Origin of the sequence: Acetobacter farinalis (genome assembly GCF_011516935.1) — a bacterium.
In the GTDB taxonomy this organism is placed as follows: Bacteria; Pseudomonadota; Alphaproteobacteria; order Acetobacterales; family Acetobacteraceae; genus Acetobacter; species Acetobacter farinalis.
This window is the reverse complement of sequence record NZ_WOTF01000001.1, coordinates 1-23045: the sequence shown is the minus strand read 5'-3', so window position 1 is coordinate 23045 and position 23045 is coordinate 1. Positions and strand designations below refer to the sequence as shown.

At 58.5% G+C, this 23045-nt stretch carries 18 protein-coding genes and 2 pseudogenes; 12 read left to right on the top strand and 8 right to left on the bottom strand.

Annotated features, from left to right (window positions below; all coding sequences use genetic code 11):
- Nucleotides 1-3: 3 nt before the first annotated feature.
- Both GOB82_RS00105 and GOB82_RS00100 read right to left on the bottom strand, forming a co-directional pair.
- The gene (locus tag GOB82_RS00105; protein WP_166118155.1) at nucleotides 4-321 is read right to left on the bottom strand and encodes an SMR family transporter; all 318 of its coding nucleotides are present in this window, start codon (nucleotides 319-321) and stop codon (nucleotides 4-6) included.
- A 195-nt stretch (nucleotides 322-516) separates the two neighbouring features.
- Entirely contained in the window at nucleotides 517-2046 is a 1530-nt protein-coding gene (locus tag GOB82_RS00100; RefSeq protein WP_166118153.1) for a peptide MFS transporter, read from the bottom strand.
- 245 nt (nucleotides 2047-2291) lie between these two features.
- On the opposite strand from GOB82_RS00100, the gene GOB82_RS00095 reads away from it, so the two are divergent.
- The 6 genes from GOB82_RS00095 to GOB82_RS00070 all read left to right on the top strand — a co-directional run bounded on the left by GOB82_RS00095 (nucleotide 2292) and on the right by GOB82_RS00070 (nucleotide 9461).
- Nucleotides 2292-3512, top strand: a complete 1221-nt coding sequence (locus GOB82_RS00095) for an NADP-dependent isocitrate dehydrogenase (protein WP_166118150.1) — start codon at nucleotides 2292-2294, stop codon at nucleotides 3510-3512.
- A 449-nt stretch (nucleotides 3513-3961) separates the two neighbouring features.
- Nucleotides 3962-4438, top strand: coding sequence for a hypothetical protein (locus GOB82_RS00090; protein ID WP_166118148.1), 477 nt, complete (start codon nucleotides 3962-3964; stop codon nucleotides 4436-4438).
- A 230-nt stretch (nucleotides 4439-4668) separates the two neighbouring features.
- On the top strand, nucleotides 4669-5688 hold the full coding sequence (locus GOB82_RS00085) for an NAD(P)/FAD-dependent oxidoreductase (RefSeq protein ID WP_166118145.1): 1020 nt from the start codon (nucleotides 4669-4671) through the stop codon (nucleotides 5686-5688).
- A gap of 159 nt (nucleotides 5689-5847) precedes the next feature.
- Nucleotides 5848-6765 carry a polyphosphate kinase 2 gene (gene ppk2, locus GOB82_RS00080; protein ID WP_166118142.1) on the top strand — a complete coding sequence of 306 codons (918 nt, stop codon included), beginning with the start codon at nucleotides 5848-5850 and terminating at the stop codon, nucleotides 6763-6765.
- Nucleotides 6766-7072: 307 nt separating this feature from the next.
- Nucleotides 7073-8203 carry an alanine racemase gene (gene alr, locus GOB82_RS00075; protein WP_166118139.1) on the top strand — a complete coding sequence of 377 codons (1131 nt, stop codon included), beginning with the start codon at nucleotides 7073-7075 and terminating at the stop codon, nucleotides 8201-8203.
- A gap of 4 nt (nucleotides 8204-8207) precedes the next feature.
- Nucleotides 8208-9461, top strand: coding sequence for a D-amino acid dehydrogenase (locus GOB82_RS00070; protein WP_265793649.1), 1254 nt, complete (start codon nucleotides 8208-8210; stop codon nucleotides 9459-9461).
- Nucleotides 9462-9566: 105 nt separating this feature from the next.
- Here GOB82_RS00070 and GOB82_RS00065 read toward each other — a convergent pair whose 3' ends face one another.
- Nucleotides 9567-9884, bottom strand: coding sequence for a hypothetical protein (locus GOB82_RS00065; RefSeq protein ID WP_166118136.1), 318 nt, complete (start codon nucleotides 9882-9884; stop codon nucleotides 9567-9569).
- Between the two features lie 386 nt (nucleotides 9885-10270).
- On the bottom strand, nucleotides 10271-12094 hold the full coding sequence (gene typA, locus GOB82_RS00060; RefSeq protein WP_166118133.1) for a translational GTPase TypA: 1824 nt from the start codon (nucleotides 12092-12094) through the stop codon (nucleotides 10271-10273).
- A gap of 295 nt (nucleotides 12095-12389) precedes the next feature.
- On the opposite strand from typA, the gene GOB82_RS00055 reads away from it, so the two are divergent.
- The 3 genes from GOB82_RS00055 to GOB82_RS00045 are packed head-to-tail and all read left to right on the top strand — an operon-like array spanning nucleotide 12390 to nucleotide 14825.
- The gene (locus tag GOB82_RS00055; RefSeq protein WP_166118130.1) at nucleotides 12390-12701 is read left to right on the top strand and encodes a FeoA domain-containing protein; all 312 of its coding nucleotides are present in this window, start codon (nucleotides 12390-12392) and stop codon (nucleotides 12699-12701) included.
- Nucleotides 12698-14551 carry a ferrous iron transport protein B gene (gene feoB, locus GOB82_RS00050; protein WP_166118127.1) on the top strand — a complete coding sequence of 618 codons (1854 nt, stop codon included), beginning with the start codon at nucleotides 12698-12700 and terminating at the stop codon, nucleotides 14549-14551. Before GOB82_RS00055 ends, feoB begins: the two co-directional genes overlap by 4 nt.
- Nucleotides 14552-14585: 34 nt before the next feature.
- On the top strand, nucleotides 14586-14825 hold the full coding sequence (locus GOB82_RS00045) for a DUF6587 family protein (protein ID WP_166118124.1): 240 nt from the start codon (nucleotides 14586-14588) through the stop codon (nucleotides 14823-14825).
- A gap of 22 nt (nucleotides 14826-14847) precedes the next feature.
- Here GOB82_RS00045 and GOB82_RS00040 read toward each other — a convergent pair whose 3' ends face one another.
- Nucleotides 14848-15657 (bottom strand): helix-turn-helix domain-containing protein, encoded by an 810-nt coding sequence (locus GOB82_RS00040; RefSeq protein WP_166118121.1) that lies wholly within the window; start codon nucleotides 15655-15657, stop codon nucleotides 14848-14850.
- Nucleotides 15658-15706: 49 nt separating this feature from the next.
- On the opposite strand from GOB82_RS00040, the gene GOB82_RS00035 reads away from it, so the two are divergent.
- Entirely contained in the window at nucleotides 15707-16144 is a 438-nt protein-coding gene (locus GOB82_RS00035; RefSeq protein WP_166118118.1) for an SRPBCC domain-containing protein, read from the top strand.
- A 71-nt stretch (nucleotides 16145-16215) separates the two neighbouring features.
- Here the strand turns inward: GOB82_RS00035 and GOB82_RS00030 are convergent, their stop codons facing one another.
- Entirely contained in the window at nucleotides 16216-18600 is a 2385-nt protein-coding gene (locus tag GOB82_RS00030) for a TonB-dependent receptor (RefSeq protein WP_242007118.1), read from the bottom strand.
- Nucleotides 18601-19028: 428 nt separating this feature from the next.
- Between GOB82_RS00030 and GOB82_RS00020 the strand changes: the two are divergent.
- A pseudogene (locus GOB82_RS00020) lies at nucleotides 19029-19463 on the top strand (integrase core domain-containing protein); the annotation flags it as partial.
- A gap of 4 nt (nucleotides 19464-19467) precedes the next feature.
- On the opposite strand, the gene GOB82_RS00015 reads toward GOB82_RS00020, so the two are convergent.
- The gene (locus GOB82_RS00015; protein ID WP_166118115.1) at nucleotides 19468-21912 is read right to left on the bottom strand and encodes an ABC transporter permease; all 2445 of its coding nucleotides are present in this window, start codon (nucleotides 21910-21912) and stop codon (nucleotides 19468-19470) included.
- A gap of 110 nt (nucleotides 21913-22022) precedes the next feature.
- Nucleotides 22023-22786, bottom strand: a protein-coding gene (locus GOB82_RS00010) for an IS5 family transposase (RefSeq protein WP_166118112.1) whose coding sequence is annotated in 2 segments (ribosomal slippage) — nucleotides 22023-22453 and nucleotides 22453-22786 — 765 coding nt in all. Because the reading frame shifts where the segments join, the coding sequence is not laid out codon by codon here.
- Between the two features lie 166 nt (nucleotides 22787-22952).
- On the opposite strand from GOB82_RS00010, the pseudogene GOB82_RS00005 reads away from it, so the two are divergent.
- Nucleotides 22953-23045 (top strand): annotated as a pseudogene (locus tag GOB82_RS00005) (IS5/IS1182 family transposase); the annotation flags it as partial.

The window sequence follows — 23045 nt, the reverse complement described above, 5'->3', positions numbered from 1 at the left end:
CGTTCAGCCGCCGCAAAGCTTCAGGCCGATCACACAAACCACAATCCCGCCGATAAACAGCAGCCGCAGTGCGGACACTGGCTCATGAAACACAACCAGGCCGAACAGCACGGTTCCGGCCGTGCCAAGGGCGGTCCAGATTGCATAGGCCGTGCCAAGCGGGATGGTGCGCGTTGCGAGCTGCACCAGACCAATACTGCTCACAAGGCACAGCAGCAGGCCCGCAAACCAGCCAATATCCTGCCAGCCTCTGGCAAAGCGCATGCACGTTGTGAACCCGATTTCCAGAAACCCGCTTGCAATCAGATACACCCAGTTCACGCCGCACCCCTTCCGCAATTTTCCGAAAGCCAGAGGCTAGAGAGCGTTTGCGCAGGAGACAAGACAAGAAGCAAGCCAAGACAGGCTGGGCGAAGGTCTGCCCGCCCGGCCTGTCTTATACAGCCGCCTCTTATACAACCCGTGGCCTGCGCCACCGCGTCCTGATACAGGCCCTATCCTGATCAGGCCGTGCGCTCATACAGGTTGAGCGGTCACGTCTTCCGCAGCGGAGAGCCTTTCCGGCTGCGCCGCGCGGTGCTGGGCATCCCACCGGCGGGTCAGAGGCAGGCAGACCGCAAACAGCGCTGTGCAGCCTACCCCCAGCAGGAACAGCATGCGGAACAGACCCGCATAGACCGGCAGTGTCTGGGCCGGGTCCGCCGAAGCCACGGCAGGCCCCACAGCCGCCAGATTGGCCAGCGCACTGCCCAGATACATGGCCACACCATTGGACACGTTATAGCTGCCCATCATGAAGGCCCCGACATTGGCGGGCGCATAGCGCGCCACCACAGCGAGCCCGAGCGCGCTGATCAGCAACTCCCCAATGGAGAGCGCCCCATAGGCCCAGAACATCACCCAGGGGGACACCAGATGATTGCCGCCCGAAGCCGCGCTCCACCACCAGATGAGGAAGGAGGATGACACCAGCCCGAAGCCCACAATGAATTTTTCAGCAATGGGGAAGCTCCACCCGCGATCCTCCATGGTTTTGTAAAGCCAGGACAAAAGCGGGCTGGCCAGAATAATCCAGACCGGGTTCAGCGCCTGAAACTGCCCGGCAGACATATGGAACAGGGTCACGCCCCCCAGCCGGAAGGCCGTATCCACATCCCGCAGGGCGAACAGGGTCAGAGATGTCACCATCTGCTGGTAAAACACAAAATACAGCATGGTCTGCACAATCAGCAGATACGCCAACCGCAGGCCGGGGCGCACCGCGGCTGAGGCCCGCCGATACAGCAGTATCCACACCACCCCCACGCCCAGTGCTGCCAGCCACACGCAGGCGCGGCCCGCCGCAGGGTAGCGCAGCAGCCCGACCATAACCGCCAGAACCAATGCCACACCGCCCAGAACCGCCATCAGGCGGGAGAACACCAGCGGCTGGAAATCCGGAAGGGAGCCAACACTCGCCAGCCGTTTATGAAACAACCCGTAGAAGACCAGACCACACGCCAGCCCCGCCGAACACACCAGAAACGGGGGAGACCACCCGTAACGCTGCTGGAGCCACGGTGTCAGCAAGAGGGAGAATGTGGAGCCGATATTGACGCTCATATAATAGATGGTGAAGGCGACATCGATACGGGCATCGTCCCCTTCATAAATCCGGCGCACCAGATTGGCAGCATTGGATTTGAACAGCCCGTTCCCCACGGAAATCACGGCAAGGGCAGCAAACAGCGCCATCTGGCCGCCCAGACCCGCTCCCAGAAGGGCGTACCCCACTGTCAGCACCATCGCGCCCATCACCATCGTGCGGCGTGAGCCCAGGAGCCTGTCTCCCACCCAGCCCCCTATGGCTGGGGCGGCATAACTCACAGCGGAAAACGTGCCCCACAGCAGGTTTGCATGCGCATCTGAAAAGCCAAGCCGCTGGATCATGTAAAGCAGCAGGATGCCCTGCATGCCGTAGAAGCCGAACCGTTCCCACAGCTCGATGGCCAGCACGACGGAGAAGGACTGTGTTCGCGAAGGCACGGAAGACGCTGTAGCTGTCATGAGGTTCTGACCATATTGTGATACCCTTTCCTACACCGGATCGTCCGCAGGCATATAGCCTGCGTAAATCCGGCCTCCAACCACCCTAAACTGTGCGGAACATGCGCCGGGCAGCCGCGTCCTGTCTGAATTGTGAAGCGACAGACGTGCATGCAGCCCTTATCCCGTCCATCCGCCAGGCGCATGATACCCATACGCTTCATGCGACTTATCACGCCCCCGTTCGGGGAGAGGGAGTGTTCACCATGACAAAAATCAAAGTTAAAAATCCCGTCGTTGAGATGGATGGTGATGAGATGACACGGATCATCTGGCATTTTATCCGTGAGCGGCTGATCCTGCCGTATCTCGATATTGATCTGAAATATTACGATCTGGGCGTGGAACATCGTGACGCCACGGATGACCGCGTGACGGTTGAGGCCGCCGAAGCCACCAAACGCTATGGCGTGGCCGTGAAATGCGCCACCATCACGCCGGATGAAGCCCGCGTGAAGGAATTCGGGCTGAAGAAAATGTGGCGCTCCCCCAACGGCACCATCCGCAATATTCTGGATGGCACCATTTTCCGTGAACCCATCATCTGCTCCAACGTGCCGCGCCTTGTGCCGCACTGGACCAAGCCGATCGTGATCGGCCGCCATGCCTATGGCGATATCTATCGCGCGGTGGAAACCCGGGTGCCCGGCCCCGGCACGGTCACGCTGAGCTACGTGCCCGAAGGCGGCGGTGAGACCGTGACGCTGGACGTGCATGACTTCAAGGGCCCCGGCGTGGCACTGGGCATGCACAACACCCGCGCCTCCATTGAAGGCTTTGCCCGCGCCTCCCTCTCCTACGGGCGGGACCGCGGCATGCCGGTCTATCTCTCCACCAAGAACACCATCCTCAAAACCTATGATGGCCTGTTCAAGGACGTGTTTCAGGAGATTTATGACACGGAATTCAAGGCCGACTTTGAAAAGGCCGGTCTGACCTACGAACACCGCCTGATTGATGACATGGTGGCCTGCGCCCTGAAATGGCCCGGCGGCTATGTGTGGGCCTGCAAGAACTATGATGGCGATGTGGAAAGCGACATTGTGGCGCAGGGCTTTGGCAGCCTCGGGCTGATGACCTCCGTGCTGCTCAACCCGACGGGTGACGTGGTGGAAGCCGAAGCCGCCCACGGCACCGTAACGCGCCACTACCGTGAGCACCAGAAGGGCCGCCCCACCAGCACCAACCCCATTGCCTCCATTTTCGCATGGACGCGCGGGCTGGCTTACCGTGGCCGGTTTGATAACACCCCGGACGTGGTCCACTTTGCCGAAACGCTGGAACGCGTGTGTATCGACACCGTGGAAGGCGGCCAGATGACCAAGGACCTCGCCCTTCTGGTCGGTAAGGACGCCAAATGGCTCAACACACAGGACTTCCTTGATGTGCTGGATGCCGGGCTGAAAAAGGCGCTGAAAGCGGCCTGAGTCGTATTAAAAAGACCGGAACGGGGACTGTGCGCAGGTCGATGCCTGCCGCACAGTCCCCTTTTCTTTTTAGTGCTGGACGAGTGCTCTGAACGTTGTCTCGTTCGGTTTGTCATGCCACACTGAGCCACGCGTCAGACGTTACACGTTAAAAACTTTACCTGCTCATACACACCATTCCGAGCACGCGAGTTCGCTTCAGATTTGCGCTGCGCAAAATTTACAAGTATACAATTTTTGGAAAGAGAAGTTTTATGCCAGACATAAGTTTTTACTTAAAAAATCTCATAAAAATCATTTGAATACACTATTTTTCAGCTCTTTCTCCGCGGAGGCTGACTGGAACGAGCCCGGAATCTATACTCCAGAACTTAGCTATAGGCTTGTAAAACCAGAAAATTATCTTGCTGTGTTTAATATTGATATCGACTATTGATCAAAAGAAATAGATGATGAAGTTTCCGAAAAATAAAATGATAAAGAAAATTATTTCCGTATTAGTTTTTGTAAATATTTATTATTTTGCACTTTACTGCAAATCTATACATGATTATTTTCTAATACATAACCGTTCTGGAACTATTTTTTACAGATTTTTTGAAACATTCTTTTCGTTTTATATTCTTTTTTCTGTCCATATATTTTTGGAGCTTTTATTGTGTTTTACATCATCAAAAATAAAGATTAAATTTTTACGCGCTATATTAGAATTCAGTATACCCGCAGTAATGATTTTTTGGTTTTTCTATCAGGTTAAATACGGGCAAGGCCCGCAAGGGGAAGCCGATATCAGTGAATTCTCTTCCTTTTCCGAAAGACTATTCGCATCTTTTTATGAAAATGTTCCCTTAATTGCCAGCCTTTTACTCATTCGAAATATTTATTTCAAAGCACACACGCACGGTAAGGAAAGAGCCAGACACTGATGCGTTTCCTGGCCATTGAAAATTCTCTGGCCTTACCGGAACAAGACCGAGGGAGGTCCAGCCCAGGAAAGTCGATCATGAGTTCACATACCGCGTTTGCCACTCAGAGCGCATACACCCGCTTGGCCGGGGCTTAGAGAGCCCCTGAGCCTTACCCTATTGCGCGCGGTGCATACCTGTCGCAAAAACAGGGCCACACCATCCGGCCAGAAAGGGAGACGCACCGCGCCATGACGGATATGCCGATTGAGACAGATGTCGCCATTATCGGCGCTGGCCCCACGGGCCTTTTTGCGGCCTTCCAGTGCGCCATGCTGCGCCTGCGGTGCGTGCTGATTGATGTCCTGCCGGAAGTGGGCGGCCAGTGTGTGGCGCTGTACCCCGAAAAGCCGATTTACGATATTCCCGCCTGCCCCGCTGTGGAAGGCGCGCAGTTGATTGCCAATCTGGAACAGCAGATCGCGCCGTTTGATATCCCGCGCCTGCTGAAGCACCGGATTGAAAGCCTGAGCGGCCACCGGGGCGCCTTCACGCTGGGCACGGACAAAGGCACGACTGTGCACGCCAAGGCCGTGATTATTGCAGCCGGTGCCGGCGCGTTCGGCCCCAACCGGCCGCCGCTGGAAGGGCTTGAAGCCTTTGAAGAAAGCGGTGCCGTTCAGTATTACGTCCGCCGCAAAACTGATTTTGAAAACCGGCGTATTGTCATTGCCGGTGGCGGGGATTCCGCTCTGGACTGGGCACTCGCCCTGAAAGACAAGGCGGAAAAACTGTATCTGGTGCATCGGCGTGACCGCTTCCGCGGGGCACCGGAAAGCCTGCGCCTGCTGGATGAAGCCGTGGCCGCAGGGCAGATTGAAAAAGTGGTGCCATACCAGCTCCACGCCCTGCACGGGGCCAATGGCACGCTGGAACGCGTGGAAGTGGCGGATCTGGATGGCGCAACCCGGCATCTGGAGGCAGATACGCTGCTGCCCTTCTTCGGGCTGGCCACGGACCTCGGCCCCATTGCCCGCTGGGGGATGGACACTGTCCGCTCCACCATTCCGGTCACGCCGTCCTCCTGCGAGACAAGCCTTGCGGGGGTCTTCGCCATTGGGGATGTCGCAACCTATCCGGGCAAGCTCAAGCTGATCCTGCAAGGCTTCAGTGAGGCCGCCATGGCCGCCCACTCTATTTACCCGATCGTGAACCCTGATCAGGCCCTGCACTTCGAATATTCCACCAGCAAAGGCGTTCCGGCGGCCTGACGCGGGCCAGAGATGAAAAGCCCTGCTCCGGCGTGCAGACCATGCCTGAGCAGGGCCAAAACTCCGCACCCAATGTCATGAAAGTTTCAAACCGGCCTGTGCGGGCATCCCCTATAGTCCCCGCCGCAGAACATGACCTGTGGCGATAAAGGGAAGACGATGAGCGATCAGGATCTGGGCTATCTGTCCGCGGAAGAACGCGAACGCGTACAGATGCGCCGTGAAATTATTGATGATCTTGACGAGGAATTTGAGCTCTCTCTGGAAGAAGACGCCGCAGGCGGCACACTGGATGCTGAAGACCGCGCTTTCCGGCGCATCTATTTCCGTGAACTGGTCCGCCTTCAGGGCGAACTGGTCAAGCTTCAGGACTGGGTAAAGGCAACCGGCCACCGCGTGGTGGTGCTGTTTGAAGGGCGTGATGCCGCTGGCAAGGGCGGCGCCATCAAACGCATTGCCCAGCGCCTCAACCCCCGGATCTGCCGCGTGGCCGCCCTGCCCGCCCCGAACGACCGGGAACGCACGCAGTGGTATTTCCAGCGCTATGTCGCGCACCTGCCTGCGGCGGGGGAAATCGTGCTGTTTGACCGGAGCTGGTACAACCGCGCCGGTGTGGAACGCGTGATGGGGTTCTGCTCTGATGAAGAGTATGAAGAATTTTTCCGCTCCGTGCCGGAATTCGAACGCATGCTTGTCAACAGCGGCATTCAGATCATCAAGTTCTGGTTCTCCATCACGGATGATGAGCAGGAAGCCCGCTTCCGCGCCCGGATTGAAGACCCGCTGAAGCAGTGGAAACTCTCCCCCATGGATCTGGAAAGCCGGAAACGGTGGGAAAGCTATACCCTCGCCAAGGAAGTCATGCTGGAGCGCTCCAGCATTCCCGAAGCACCGTGGTGGGTTGTGCAGGCCGTGGAAAAAAAGCGCGCCCGCCTGAACTGCATCGCGCATCTGCTGTCTCTGGTGCCCTACCAGCCTGTGGCGCACCCTGATGTGGTTCTGCCGCCCCGTATTTTCCATCCGGATTATGAACGCCAGCCCACCCCGGCACACATGATCGTGCCTGAACTCTACTAAACTCCGCATTTTCACTGAAACAGGATGCACGCTTCTGGCTTGCGCCGGGAGCGTGCTTTGGCAGTGGCAGGCACACCCCGTTCACGCGAGTGACACCCCGCTTTCCCCGGTGACATTTTACCCGCCAATTTACCCGCCAGAGCTTACCGACCTTGCCTTCTGCGCTTCCGCGCGGAAGAGCATCACCCGGGCCTGTCTTGCCACCAGACGCAACTCTGCCCCCTGAAGACTGCATCCCCCAGCCTTTTGCAAGCCTCCGCCGGACGATGATAAAGGAACAGTTCATCAGGTCAGGGGGAGGCAGGACATGGAAAAAGACGGTTGGGAAGGCGGTCGGCTTCTCATCAATCTTGCCGCCATCGCCGCGAATTACGCGCAGCTTAGCGCACTGGCCGGGCCTGCGGAATGCGGCGCGGCTGTCAAAGCCAACGCGTATGGGCTGGGGCTGAAGGAAGTCAGCCAGACACTCCATCAGGCCGGATGCCGCACGTTTTTCGTAGCCCATCTGGCGGAAGGCGTTGCCCTGCGCCAGTGTGTGGGGGAAGACAGCCGTATTTTCGTGCTGCACGGCCCGCCCCCCGGCACAGCCAACGCCTTCCTCACGCATGCCCTCCTGCCCGTGCTCAACAGCCTGCCTCAGGTGCAGGAATGGCAGGCGCTGGCCCACGCACAGGGGCGCATGCTGCCCGCCGCCCTTCAGGTGGACAGCGGCATGTCCCGCTTCGGGCTGACTGAAGCGGATGTGGAACATCTGACCACCCACACACAGGCTCTAACCGGCCTGGACGTTGTTCTGGTGATGAGCCATCTGGCCTGTGCCGATGCCCCCGAGCACCCGCTGAACCAGCGCCAACTCACCACCTTTCTCAGGCTGAAGCAGCGCCTGCCCGCCGCCCCGGCCAGCCTTGCCGCATCCTCGGGCATTTTTCTGGGGCAGGACTGGCATTTTGACCTCGTCCGCCCCGGCGCGGCCCTTTATGGCATCAACCCCACACCGGGCCGCCCCAACCCCATGCACCCCACCATCCGGCTTCAGGCCCGCGTGATCCAGACACGGCTGGTGCCCGCCGGAGCCTGCGTGGGGTATGGCGCAACCTTTACCGCCGCGCAGGACACATCCGTGGCCCTGCTCGGCATCGGCTATGGGGATGGCTTCCCCCGCAGCCTCGGGGGGCGCGGCTTTGTGGTCTCTCCAGACTGGCCTGACATCAAATTACCAATAATTGGCCGTATCTCCATGGACTCGCTGGCCGTGGACCTCACTCCCCTTGCCACAGCCGGTGTGCCGCTTCCGCCCGCCGGCGCGGTGTTTGACCTGATCGGACCGCACGCCCCTCTTGATGAGATTGCGTTTCTGGCAGACACCATTGGCTATGAGCTTCTGACGGACCTTGGGCACCGCTACCACCGTCTTCATTACGATCCCCGGAAAGGATGACAGTGTGAAAATCATCATTCTCGGCGCTGGCGTTATCGGCGTGACCTCTGCCTGGTATCTGAACAGGCTGGGCCATGAAGTGACTGTCGTGGACCGCCAGCCGGAACCGGGGCTGGAAACATCCTTTGCCAATGCCGGGCAGGTTTCTCCGGGCTATTCCACTCCGTGGGCCGCTCCCGGCCTGCCGATAAAAGCGATGAGCTGGATGATGCAGCGGCACAGCCCGCTGGTTATCCGCAAGCGCATTGATTTCGCCATGTTCCGGTGGATCGAGCAGCTTTTGAAAAACTGCAACACACACGCCTATGATATCAACAAGGGCCGTATGCTGCGGGTTGCTGAATATAGCCGCGACTGTCTGGATGCCCTGCGGGAAGAGACCGGCCTGACCTATGATGGCCGGCAGCGCGGGCTGATCCAGCTTTTCCGCACTGAAAAGCAGATCGACAAAGCCTATCACGACATGAAGCTGCTCTCTGAGAGCGGCATCCCGCACGAACTGCTGAATGTGGATCAGGTTCTGGAGCACGAACCCGGCCTCTCCCACGCGCGCGGGCTGCTGAAGGCGGGGCTGTATCTACCGGGAGACCAGTCGGGCGATGCCCACATCTTCACCCAGCGTCTGGCAAAAATGGCGGCTGCGCAGGGGGTCACCTTCCTGTACAAAACCACCATCCGGGGGATAGATGCCGCCGCGGACGAAATCATGTCCATCCGCACCAGCGCGGGCCATCTGCGGGCGGATGCCTATGTGGTTTCCATGGGGAGTTACAGCCCACTGCTGCTCAAGCCGCTGGGCGTGCACCTGCCGGTCTACCCGGTGAAGGGCTACTCCCTCACCCTGCCGCTCACGGATGAAAGCCATGCCCCGCTTTCCACCGTGAATGATGAAACCTACAAGGTGGCCATCACGCGTCTGGGCAACCGTATCCGCGTTGGCGGCACGGCGGAACTTACCGGGTATAATCTGCGCCTCAGCCCGGACCGGCGGGAAACGCTGGAGCTCTCATTTTCTGAACTGTTCGGCGGGGGAGATCTTTCCGCCGCCACCTACTGGACAGGCCTGCGGCCCAACACGCCGGATGGCACGCCGGTTATCGGCCCTGTTCCGCGCTTCAGCAATCTATGGCTCAACACGGGGCATGGCACGCTGGGCTGGACCATGGCCTGCGGCTCCGGCCGTATTCTGGCGGACATGATCCACGGCAGAAAGCCGGATATTCCGGTGCTGGACCTCTCCATCAGCCGCTATGGCTGAGAAAGGCGCAAGCATACAAAAAGGGCCGGAGGAGCAATCCCCCGGCCCTTTTTTGTTGCGGCACGAGGCCCGAAAGCCCCCTGCCACACACCTTTTCAGGCCTGATTACTGGCCAGCAGCGGCGTCAGAAGCAGCAGGAGCAGCTGCTTTCTTGCCTTTATGGCCGTGGTGATGCTTGCCGTGGTGGTGCTTGCCTTTCTGCTTTGCGCCTTCTTCCTTGGCGGCTTCAGGAGCAGCCGGAGCAGCAGCTTCAGGAGCAGCGGCGGCAGGGGCAGCAGCAGCCGGAGCGGCAGGTGCAGAAACGGCGGGAGCAGCAGGGGCAGCCGGAGCGGCAGGTGCAGCAGCTTCCTGAGCGAAAGACGGAGCAGCAGCGCCCATCAGGGCAACGGTAGACAGAACTGCAAGAAGGCGACGAGAAATCATAATCATGTCTCCAAAAATATCTGAGACGTCAGGGGTCCCGACCAGTACGCCAGAAGTCGTATGACGAGCTGCATCCGTCTGGCTGAGCAGTTTGATAGCATGACAGTCTCGTCACGTCTCGAATTAAAATTCAGAAATAACAGCGGGTTGTCGTGAGTGTGACACGCCCCAACCCTTATCTTGCCACATTGTTTTTCAGGGCTTCAAAGCCGTGCCGGATCGCTCTTGCGGCTAAAAACACAGGCATTTCACCCTGTTGGCAAAAAGGTCTGCCCTGATGCGTCTCCCCCACCCGGCCTGAGCCGGAGGGAGGAGATCCCTGCCAGCTTACCCGTACGGGCAGACCAGCATGGCAGGGATGCACACCTTGCGCAAAGGCGGAAGGATCAGGCCTTGTCGCCTGAACGTTCGCGCTTCTTGCGCTCGTTGGGGTCCAGATAACGCTTGCGCAGACGAATGGCGGAGGGGGTGACTTCCACCAGTTCGTCATCTTCAATGTAGGCAATAGCCTGTTCCAGAGACATCCGGCGCGGCGGTGTGAGCACCAGCGCATCATCCTTGCCGGATGCGCGCATGTTGGTCAGCTTCTTTTCGCGAACGCCGTTCACTTCCAGATCGTTTTCGCGGGAATGCTCACCGATGATCATGCCGACGTAAACTTTTTCGCCCGCATCAACAAACAGCGTGCCACGGTCCTGCAGGGAGAACAGGGAGTACGTGGTGGTGTTGCCATCTTCCGCGGAAATCAGGGAGCCGTTACGGCGGCCTTCAATGGAGCCCGCATAAGGCTGATAGCCGTGGAACAGACGGTTCATGATACCCGTGCCGCGTGTGTCGGTCAGGAATTCACCATGATACCCGATCAGCCCGCGAGAGGGGATGATGAAGGTCAGGCGCACCTTGTCGCCACCGGAGGGGCGCATGTCCTGCATCTGGCCCTTGCGGAGAGACATCTTCTCCACAACCACGCCGGAATAGGGCTCGTCCACATCGATCATGACTTCTTCAAACGGCTCTTCGCGCTCACCGGTTTCCTCGTTCGTGCGGTACAGCACGCGCGGGCGACCGATGGTCAGTTCGAAGCCTTCACGGCGCATGGTTTCAATCAGCACGCCAAGCTGAAGTTCACCACGACCAGCCACTTCAAACGCTTCGCTTTCCGGGCTTTCTGAAACGCGGATAGCGATGTTGCTTTCCGTTTCCTTGAACAGACGGTCACGAATCTGGCGGGATGTCACCTTCTTGCCTTCACGGCCACCCAGAGGGCCATCGTTCAGGCGGAAGGTCATGGAGAGGGTCGGCGGATCAACCGGAATGGCTGCCAGCGCTTCTGTCACTTCCGGAGAAGCAATCGTGTCCGGGATGGTGGCTTCGGAAAGACCGGCCACGGCCACAATGTCACCCGCCGCCACTTCTTCAACCGCCACGCGGTCCAGACCACGGAAGGACAGCAGCTTGGTCAGGCGGCCTGTTTCCACCACGGAGCCATCGGCCCGCAGCACCTTCACCGGCATGTTCACGCGTGCGCGGCCCTGTTCGACACGCCCCGTGAGCACGCGGCCCAGGAAGTTGTCGTTCTCAAGGATGGTTGCCGTCATGGCGAACGGCTTTTCCTTGTCGAGCGCGGGGGCCGGAACATGCTTGAGGATCAGGTCAAACATGGGGCTGAGGTCCTTGCGCGGACCTTCGAGTTCCACATCAGCCCAGCCCTGGCGGCCAGACGCGTAAAGCATCGGGAAATCGAGCTGTTCATCATTCGCACCGAGAGAGGCGAACAGATCGAAAATTTCGTTGTGCACTTCATCCGGGCGGGCATCGCCACGGTCAATCTTGTTGACCACAACAATCGGGCGCAGGCCACGGGCCAGAGCCTTGCCAACCACGAACTTGGTCTGAGGCAGCGCGCCTTCCGCCGCATCGACCAGCACCACAGCGCCGTCCACCATGCTCAGGATACGTTCCACTTCCCCGCCGAAGTCGGCGTGTCCGGGTGTATCAATGATGTTGATGCGCGTGTCTTTCCAGACAACGGAGGTGCACTTGGCAAGAATGGTGATACCACGCTCACGTTCCAGATCATTGCTGTCCATGGCGCGTTCAGCAACGTGCTGATGCTCATGGAACGAGCCGGACTGTTTCAGCAGTTCATCAACGAGAGTCGTCTTGCCATGATCGACGTGAGCAATGATGGCGATATTGCGGATATCCATGAAAGAGGCCTGATTTTCCCTACACGCTACGCCGCCACCAACGGTTGTCTGTCGGGGCGGTTCATTCGCGGTCTATAATTTCGCTGGCCTGTTGATAATCGCCAGCGCGAAATATTGCACGTAAAATCCTCACAAGGTCCCCAACTCTTCGCCCGCTCCAGCCCTTGCGCAGCCCAGCTACGGCATTTTTGCACCCCTCCTCATAAGGGCGCGCCATTGGACAGTGCGCGTAAATGGAATTAAGGATCACTCTCAACACCAGCACTTTCACCCGCCAGAGCAGGACAATGCAGCCGTGCGCCTGAACGAGCTTCCCCTCCATTGTCAGGGCATTATTGACCACGTAGCCCCCCTCACCCAGCCAGACCCCATTGCGCGGCGGCTGGAAGAGTTTGGCTTTGTTCCGGGTGAACCTGTGACGGTTGTGGCCTACGGCCCCTTTGGGAGAGACCCCATGGCTGTGGAAATCGGCTTCACCCGCTTCGCCCTGCGCCAGTCTGAAGCCGCCCGAGTGGTCATGCAGGACACATCACGCACGCCCCCCGCAGCAGGGGCGCTGGACCCGGCACTGCACACCATCTCCCCCGACAGTCTGGAGGATGCATGACACACTCCTCCCCCCACCAGCCCCGCCCCCTGCGTGTGGCGCTGGTGGGTAACCCCAACTGCGGGAAGACAGCCCTTTTCAACCAGTTGACCGGCAGCCGCCAGAAGGTGGCGAACTACGCCGGGGTCACCGTGGAGCGCAAGGCTGGGTGGCTGATCACCCCCGCCGGGCGAAGGGTGCAGATTCTGGACCTGCCCGGCACCTACAGCCTGCATGCCACCAGCCCGGACGAGGCCGTGACGCGGGATGTCTGTCTGGGTGTCTATAAAGGTGAACCCGCGCCAGACATGCTGGTGAACGTACTGGCGGCCACCAACCTGCGCCTGCACCTCCGCTTCGCGCTGGAACTGCGGCAGCTTGGCCGCCCGATGCTCATCGTGCTGAACATGGTTGATGCCGTGCGCAGACAGGGGCTGGAAATTGATGTGCCGCGCCTGCAGGCGGAACTTGGTGTGCCGGTTGTCACCGCCATTGGCATCCGGCGGCGCGGCGCGGCCAAGCTTGTGCAGGCGCTGGATGGCCCCATGCCGCCCGCCCCAACCCCTCTGCCTGAGGGCACGGACCTGCACGCAGAAGTCCGCCGCCTGATGGCCCTGTGCGTGCGCCGCACCACAGACCGTAACCCCCGGCTTGATGCCCGGCTGGACCGCTGGGTGCTGCACCCGGTGTGGGGCATGCTCATTCTGCTGGGCCTGCTGTTCATCATGTTTCAGGCCGTGTTCTCATGGGCGCAGCCCTTTATGGACCTGCTGCAACAGAGCATGGATCAGCTCGGAGCCTTTGTGGGCACCCTGCTGCCCGAAGGCATTCTGCGCAGCCTGATTGTGGATGGCGTGATTGCCGGGGCGGGCACGGTGATTGTGTTCCTGCCCCAGATCCTCATCCTGTTCCTGTGGATTCTGGCGCTGGAGGAATCCGGTTACCTGCCCCGCGCGGCCTTCATGCTGGACAGGCTGATGGCCGCAGCCGGGCTGAGCGGGCGCTCCTTCATCCCGCTGCTGTCCAGCTTTGCCTGCGCGGTGCCGGGTATCATGTCCACCCGCACCATCCAGAACCCGCGGGACCGCATGGTCACCATTCTGATCGCCCCGCTGATGACATGCTCCGCCCGGCTGCCGGTCTATGCGCTGCTCATCAGCGCGTTTGTGCCGTCCCGCACGGTGCTGGGGCTGTTCAACCTGCATGGGCTGGTGCTGTTCGCGCTCTATGCGGCGGGCGTGCTGAGCGCGCTTGTGGTGGCCCGTGTGCTCAAGCGGCGGGATACGGAGGAACATCCGCTGCTGATGGAACTGCCCGGCTACCGCCTGCCGGGCCTGCAAAGCCTGAGTATTGAACTATGGCAGCGGGCGCGCATTTTTCTCTCCCGCGTGGGCACCATCATCCTGACCCTCAGCGTGATCATGTGGGCGCTCTCCAGCTTTCCCGCACCGCCGGAAGGGACCACCGGCCCTGCTATCGACTGGAGTCTGGCAGGCCGCATCGGGCATCTCATGCAGCCGCTGTTCTCCTTTATCGGCTTTAACTGGCAGATCTGCGTAGCGCTCATCCCCGGTCTGGCCGCGCGTGAAGTGGCGGTAAGCAGTCTGGCCACGGTCTATTCCGTAGGGGCTTCGGAAAGTGATGCCGCCGCCCAGCTTGTCCCGCTGCTCTCCGCCCAGTGGAGCCTTGCAACGGCGTTCTCTTTGCTGGCATGGTACGTGTATGCGCCGCAGTGTTTTTCCACACTCGCGGTTATCCGGCGGGAAACCGGGTCCTGGCGGCTGGTGTGGATTTCGGTCTTTTACCTGTTTGGCATGGCGTATGCCGCCTCTTTCCTCACCTACCACATCACCCGCTTTTTCACCGGCTGATGCGCCCGCCGCGGCTGATAACAGGAGGACTCCTGTGATACAGAGTGTTCTGGTTACCCTTATTGTTCTTCTCTGCGCAGCCTACTGGCTCCAGAAAATGGCTCCGGCCACGCTTATGCCCTTCTGGCGTGCACTGGCATCCGTCCTGCGCACCACGCATGTGCTCCCCCGCCTGCGTGCCCGCGCCGAGCAGTTGGCCATGCCCCCGCTCCCCCGCACCGGGTGCGGCAGTTGCAGGAACTGTGACGGGAGCAAGGGGGGCGGCTGCCACTAACACCCCGCTTCCTTACGCGCTTTTATCTGCCCCCTGACGCCTGTCGTCTGGCCAGAAAATCCCGTGGCGCGAGGCCAACCACGCGCCGGAAGTCACGCGCAAAATGCGCCTGGTCACAATAGCCCAGCTCTGCCGCCACAGCGGCAAGAGTGGCTCCGCCCTTCGCCAGACACTCTGCGGCTTCCTGAAGCCTGAAACGCTGGATGACCCATTTGGGCGGAACACCCAGATACTCACGAAAAAGCCGCTGCAAAGAGCGTTCGCTCAGCCCTGATACCCGCATAAGGTCGGACACGGAGCGCATATCCGGGGCAGCCCGGACATGCTCGACAAGATCACGCAGAAAGCCCGGCTGCGGATCAACCGTTTGCGCAATCCCGCGCAGAGCGGCCTCGGCATAAGCTGCCTTTTCGGCCACGGATGCACTTGCGAGCAGCATGCCGATACAGGCGCGATCCCAGACAGACAGGTCCAGCGGCACGGTTTTGTCCGTAAGCGTGTGAGCTGGGGCACTGTCAAAGTGGCGGAACATGGCGGGACGGAATTTGATCCCGAAAACCTCACCTTGCCCCTGCACAGTGCGCATGAATTTCCTGCTGACAAGTCCTGTGACGGTCGCATCCTGCTTCTCGAACACGATGTGCACCGATGGATAGGGCAGAACTTCAGAAACCAGCTCTTCCGCAGTATCCCACCGCACCCACCAGAAATGCTCCACCACCGGGGCCAGATCTGCTGACGGCACAATACGCCCGGTGCTGATCCCCGCGGGAAGGGAGAGAATGGCGCGATCCAACGAGGGGGGCGCTTCTGTCGGGTTTTTACAAGCCATCACGCATATTCGGGTCTACAGTCTTCACTCCGCGTGTGAGGATACCCCGATGCATGAAAAATCCGCCACTCTTTTGATCAAAGCACCCCGTGCCGCCGTGTGGGAAGCCCTCACGTCTCCCCCCATCATCGAACGCTACTTCTTTGGCACGGTGCTGAAGACGGACTGGCGCGTTGCATCGCCAATGCTCTTCAGCGGGACGTATCAGGGCAGAACCTACGAAGATCACGGCACGGTTCTGACCTTCGCGCCCCCCACCAGCCTTTCCTACAGTTACTGGTCCAGTTTTTCAGAAACGGAAGACCGACCGGATACACGGCTGATTGTCGGATATTTTCTGGAGGATGACGGGGAGAGCACACACCTCACTGTCACAACCTCCAACTGCGCGACAGAAGAGCAGGCACAGCATAGTGTGGAAACCTGGCAGGTTGTCCTGAATGGATTGAAGGCCCTGCTGGAGACTACACCACAGCCTCCGGCCTGAGGCGCAACCGGAAAGCCGGACCCACCGGGCCTGAGCGGGCTTTTGCCCGACAGGTCCGGTCTGAAAAGGCCTCAGTAAGTAAAGCTGACTTCACCCAGGAACATTCTTCCGGCAGACGGCGTTGCACGGTTGGCAAACAGGCTCTGATAATTCAGGCGGTTTGCAAGATTGTAGCCGTTCATGGAAATTTTCCAGTGCCTGCCAAACCGGTGGGAAATCACGGCGCTGAAATCCAGATTGGCCGGCACACGCACTGTATTGGCCGCATTCAGCCAGACATGCTGCCGCCACGTGACTCCGCCCCCGAACGAGATATTGTAAGGAGTTTTTGCAAACGCGTTATAGACAGACCAGAGTGTCGCCTGATTATGCGGCACATACTGAATATTCTTGCCGCGATTTGCCGCGGTGGCTGAATAGGTTGTGTGACTGTCATACAGCGCGTAGGTCGCCGTCACGTTCCAGCCCGGCAGGATAAGCCCGCCTACGGAAAGCTCCAGCCCCTGATTGCGCTGCCGGTCTGAAGAGCCCTGCACTTCACCCGTCACAGGGTCCATATTCACGGCGTTCCCTTTATCCAGCCGGAAGAGAGAGGCCGTCGCGCCAATCCGGTCATGAAACAGGCTGTATTTTGCACCAAGTTCATAAAGCTGAGATGTCTCGGGGCTGGCGAAGGAGTTCGAGCCGGGGCGAATAGGCACGGAACCATTGGTCACATACATCCCCATGGGGGTGGTGGAGCTGGCCCACGTGAAATAATAGGTCTGGCGCGCATCCGGTGTCACCACGAGGCTGACATTGGGGTTGAACACCCCGCTGACATCATGAAAGTGGCTGTCAGGATTTTTCTCAACATCACCACCTGTCAGGTTATAGCTTGTCTGCCAGCGGTCCCAACGGAACCCGCCTTTGACAGAGAGCCAGTCTCTCAGCCAGATCTGGTCAAACAGGAACAGCCCGGTATCAAACCCGTAGCCACTGCTGTGCGATTTCGCGTGCAGGCTCCCCAGAGAAACCAGACCATCCGGATTCATATCCCCCGGCACAAGGTCCAGATTCCCCACATCGGGGTTCGGGTCCACAAGGCTGGCATAGGGTTTGGGGTTCAGATAAGTGGATTGTGACCGCACATCACTCACGCGCTCAATATCAAACCCGGCCACAAGCTGGTGCCGCAGGAAGCCTGTGTTGAAATTGGCCACCATGGAAGCAACATTCTGCACGGACCAGCTCCTCTGCTGATACGGCAGGGGGGCCTGGAAGGTGCCTGGCCCGCTGCCATCGCCCGCCCCATTGGGGCCAGAGCGCGCCACCAGCGCCTCCGCCGGGTCTCCATTGAAATACGTGTTCACGCAGGTTGTGTCACAGGTGGCCTTGGAAGCCGCAAAAGTCCGGTAATACTGGCCGCCGCGCAGGTCATCATAAATGGTGATATGATCGTTTACCTTATAGGTGAAACGGGCGGTTTCCATATTATCGTTCGTGGCGTTCTGGTCACTGGTCGTGCCATACCAGTTGGTGCGTTTCACACCATATTCCGTAATCGGCATGCCGTATGCCGCGCCCGGTTTTGTCACAACCGGCACACCGAAATCCGGCACGGAGTTTTCCTGCTGATGCATATATTGCAGCACCAGCGTGGCCCGCTTGCCCAGACCAAAGGCAAGGGAGGGTGCCACACCCCAGCGATGCGAATAAATGAAGTCCCGGCCAACAACATTATGCTCATCCCCCATGCCGGTCAGGCGGAATGCGGTGGAGCTGTCCAGCTTCTGGTTGATATCCAGCGTGCCCCGGTAATAGCTCCCTGAACCGCCGGTAAATTCAGCGGCATAGCGGTTTTTCAACCCTGGGGTTTTGGTCACCATGTTAATGGCGCCGCCTGTCGTGCCATTCCCGAAAACTTCCGATGATGGCCCCTTGATGACGGAAACAGAGTCAAAATTGAAAGAATCCCGGGAGTAGACACCAAAGTCCCTCAACCCGTCTTCATAGATATCATTCTGCGCCTGAAAGCCCCGGATCAGGAACTGGTCTCCATTCATGCCACCTGCCCCCTCCCCGATGGAGGCCGTCACACCGGGCACGTTTCGCAGGGCTTCGTCCAGAGATTTCACATTCTGCTGGCGCATCAGCGCCTGTGGCACAACGTTGATGTTCTGCGGTGTGTGCATCACATCCTGCGGCATGCGGGAGAGGCCCACTGACTCATGCATGGTGTTAAACCCATGCCCTCTGACAATCAGGCGCTCTTCATCCACAGAGAACACGCTTCCAGGTTCAGTGGTGCCGTCCGCAGGGTGCGAGTCAGGCCGCGGGCGTTTGGTTTCACGCGCGCCACGCTCTTTGCTCTCTTCATGCGCTGTCTCGAGAGGAGAGGCCCAGGCATGCGCAGAAAGAAAGAGCGCCCCCGCAACAGACACAGGCGTGAGAGACGCCCGATACACTTTAACCATTCGCCAGCCCTTTCGCAGAAATATCAGGATTGGCACCTATAAGACGAAAATAAGAATTATTCGCAACTATTTTTTTCAAAATAAGGCAAATCATGCGCTGTGCGCATTCCTGATAAACTCTTGATGCATAAATCCACACATACCGCCCCATTATCCGGCACGGTTGCCGCTGCCCCGTCACCCTGCCTCCAAGCTCAGGCCTCATTCTTTGAGGTAGAAGATAACACATGCTGCAATATGGATAGCTGGCATGAACGTATGAGCGCCGCGATCGTATCGTATTGCGACACGCCGCCAGTCCTTGAGCTTTGCGAACATGTTTTCGATGAGGGGGCGCTTTTTATGCAGATGCCAATTATAAGGCAGCTTTGATTTCCGGTTCTTTTTCAGTGGAATACAGGCAGTGCTATTCCGCTCTGCGAGAGACGGCCTGGGAATTCCTCGACCATCTCCTGAGCGTCATTCCTTACCGGATCCATACCATTCTGACCGACAACGGAATCCAGTTCGCTAAACAGCCCCGTAATCGCAATACGGCCTGATCGCACCCCATGCGCTTCGAGATGATCTGCGAAGCGCATGGAATCGAACACCGTCTGACAAAGCCCAATCATCCATAGACAAATGGTCAGGTGGAACGGATGAACCGGACAATCAAGGCTGCCACCGTCAAACGCTTCCATTACGACAGTCATGAGCAGTTGAGGACACACCTCAACGACTTCATGGCAGCCTATAACTTCGGGCGAAGGCTCAAGACCCTCAATGGGCTCACGCCTTACGAATATGTCTGCAAAATCTGGACGTCAGACCCAGAAAAATTCATCATCAATCCAACCCATCAAATCACGGGACTAAACAGCCAGCTCACTCTTCTTGCAACGTCGACGCTGGTGACAGCCTCACCAGGCGCCATGTATGGCCTCCTACCGTCAGCACACATAGAGCGAACGCCGTTATCGAACAGAATAAAAATGGCAACGGAGATAACGCAATCCGCAGATTAAAGCCGGACAGCCAGTTGCTCATCAGCAAAGCCGCCAAGGCCGAACCGGCTACACAGGCGGGCCAGACCGGGCGCAAGAACCGGTCTAACATCAACCGCAGAACCTGACTGCTTGTAGCACCAAGCGTGCGACGCAGGCCGATTTCGAACCGGCGTCGTGCCACGTCGAAGGACACCAGCCCGTAAACCCCCATCACCGAGATTGCGACCGCCACGCCTGCCCCGATCACCATAAGGCGGGCCAAGGCCCGCTCCGGGGTCGCGGCATCCGCCATCATTGCTTCGACCGTCTGGGCCTCGAACACTAGCCCCGGTGCATGTCCATGCCAGACCTGCCCTAAGTCCGTAATGACATCCCGTATCGGGCGCCCTTCGATCCGAACCAAGCCCGAGGCATAGTCATAGGGTCGTGACTGATAGAAATAGAGAGCTGGCTGAGGTGCCCCACGGGAAGACGTAAACCGGACATTGTCCAGAACCCCGACCACAACCAACGGATGCGAACTGCTGCTTCCGAATTTGAGCCGCGCCCCCAATGCCGCATGCGGGCTGGCATAGCCAAGTTTCGCCGCCAGGTTCGCGTCGATCATAATATTCTGCGTCATTCCGGGCGGTGCGTCTTTATCTGGTGTGTCATCAAGGCCGTGCGCCGCATCGAGCGTGCGGCCCGCCAGTACCTTGATCCCCATTGTTTCCGCATAATGCCCGCCCGTTTCTTGCCAAGAAATGTCGACGCGGCGATCGGGCGTATCGGCCCGACTGACGCTACCGCCACTGGCAAAGCCACCGTCGCCGGGTAGCGACCACCCGGTCGTCACGCTCACAACGCCTGGAATAGCGCGAATCGCATCGAGCATCGGCTGGCGCGCTTGCTTTGGAACAGCATCAAGCGCACCAATGCTAACAATGCCGCTACGGGCGAAACCCAGACTGGCAGTCGTCTCGAACCGCGATTGTGCCAGCACCACGAGAGCGCAAATACTCAAGCCGACAGCGAACGCAAATTGGAACCCCACCAATATTGTCCTGACCGAAGCCCCCATACGGCCGATTCCAGGCGATCGGGAAGCGGTCAGCATCGTTGCCGTGCGCACGCGCGCTAGTACAACCGCAGGATAAAAGCCAGCAAGTAACCCCGTTGGCACGATCACCAGTGCGATCACACCCAGCATCCAGCCATACCCAGGGGCGGCAGACCACCCGCCCAACGCATCAACTGCGGGCATCGCGAATTCGGCTAACGATAGAGCCGGCACACCCGCCAGTGCTACAAGCGCTGTTGCCTCGATGAGGCACTCGACCGCTACCCGAAAGGACGTTGCCCCCAGCGTCTTGCGCACGGCGATCTCGCGTCCGCGCAAAAACGCCTGTGCGGTCAGAAGATTAACCGTATTGATGATGGCTGCACACAACGCGAGCGTACCGATACCACCTAGAGCGAGCGCCGCATCCCGGCCTGCTCCATGGCGCGAGATCTGATCGTCGTGGCCATGTTGGTCAGCAAGCGCGACCGGAACAACATCTAATTCACCACCGATTTTGAAAAAGCTACCAGCATGGGCACTTATGAATCCGCGCAAATTAGCGGCAAGTTCGGCGGGGCTTTCTGTCCCAAGCACGCGTACATATAGCTTACCGGCCGTCATGCCCCATTGCTGAAACGTCTGGAGTTCTTTTACCCATGTCGGCATAGCGAGCAAAATGTCAGGGCGAATGGTAGTGGCGGCCGGGATAGGCGCCAACACACCCCGCACGGTAAAACGCATTGTATGTTGCTCGATATTTAGGTTCAATACCTGTCCTATCGCAGCGCGCGCAGAGCCGAAATATTGCCGTGCGATCTTATCTGACAGGATTGCACCGTCAGGCCGGGAAAGCCCCCCTGCCTCACCCGCTCCCAGCGGAAGCCTTACTACATTAAGGAAATCCGGATCCACAAACTGTACGTCCTGCGCGACCAGCACACCATGTAGGGTCGCTACCGCAGACTCTGGCGCGTAACGACTCGCTGATACGATTTCGGGAAGCGAGGCTTTCAGTTCATCAAATAGACGGTATGGCGCATTGGGAAATTCAGATGCATTTTGGCCATGCTTCCCATACACGGCATCGACGCGGAATACGCCTTGTTGTGCCGGGATCCACCGATCGAACACGAACTCGGAGCGGGAGATACTGAGCAGCACAAGAAACGTCGTGAGCCCCAGCGCGAGATTCCCGACATTAAGCGCGACGAAAGCCGGTCTGTTGCGTATAAGGCGCAACAAGTTACGAAATGTGTACGAAAAAATCTCTAGCATCAACATTGTTAGCTCTTCCGCACAAACAAACTTTCACACGCACGTAAGATGATTATCCAAAACTACTAAATATTCAATGCATAATCGTTACATAATCATTTATCTAGTCTCAGGACTCATTCTTTGAGATAGAAGATGAAGCTTGCCGCGATGTGGAGTGCGGACATGACTGTATGAGTGCCGCGGTCGTATCTGGTCGCAACACGTCGCCAGTCTTTCAGCTTTGCGAACATGTTTTCGATCAGATGACGCTTTTTATACAGATGCCAATTGTAAGGTAGCTTGGATTTCCGGTTCTTCTTCGGGGGAATACAGGCTGTGATATTGCGTTCTGCAAGCGATAACCTGATCTGGTTTCTGTCGTAGCCTCTGTCCCCGATGACCTCTTCTGTCTCGCCGGGGAGATCTGCCAGAAGCACGTCTGCGCCTTTGACGTCACTGACCTGACCGGCTGTCAGATGCAGGCGGACAGGCCGTCCCTGACCGTCGCACATGGCATACAGTTTTGAGTTCAGACCGCCTTTTGTCCGTCCGATATAGCGGGGAAAAGCCCCTTTTTGAGGAGAGACGCCGATGTCCGGTGTGCCTTGATGTGTGTTGCATCGATCATCAGACGCTTCGAGCGGCCAGTCTGTTTTGTCAGGGTGACAAAGATCCTGTCAAAGACACCCAGGCGGCTCCACCGGATAAAGCGGTTGTATAAAGTCTTGTGTGGACCATACGCTTTCGGAGCGTCTTTCCACTGAAGACCGTTACGGATCACATAAACGATCCCGCTCAGAACGCGTCGGTCGTCCACACGTGGCACTCCGTGCGACAGAGGAAAAAATGGACGGATCCGTTCCATCTGGCTCTCCGAAATCAAAAACACCTCACTCACAGCCTCACCTCCATGGGTAAGCCTGGAAATCACAACGTCTCGCTCAGTTCAATAAATTAATAGATCCTGAGCCTACGGCGTGTCGTCAGTTAGGCCCTGAGAGTTGTACTTTCTGGCTGCCTGTGCTGATTGTTTTCCCGGTTTTCAGGGGGGGGGGGAGCAACAGATGCGGCGGTATGGCTTACGCGACGATCAGTGGGAACGGATAAAAGACCTTCTTCCGGGTCGTGAAGGTCATGTCGGTGGCACTGCTGCGGAC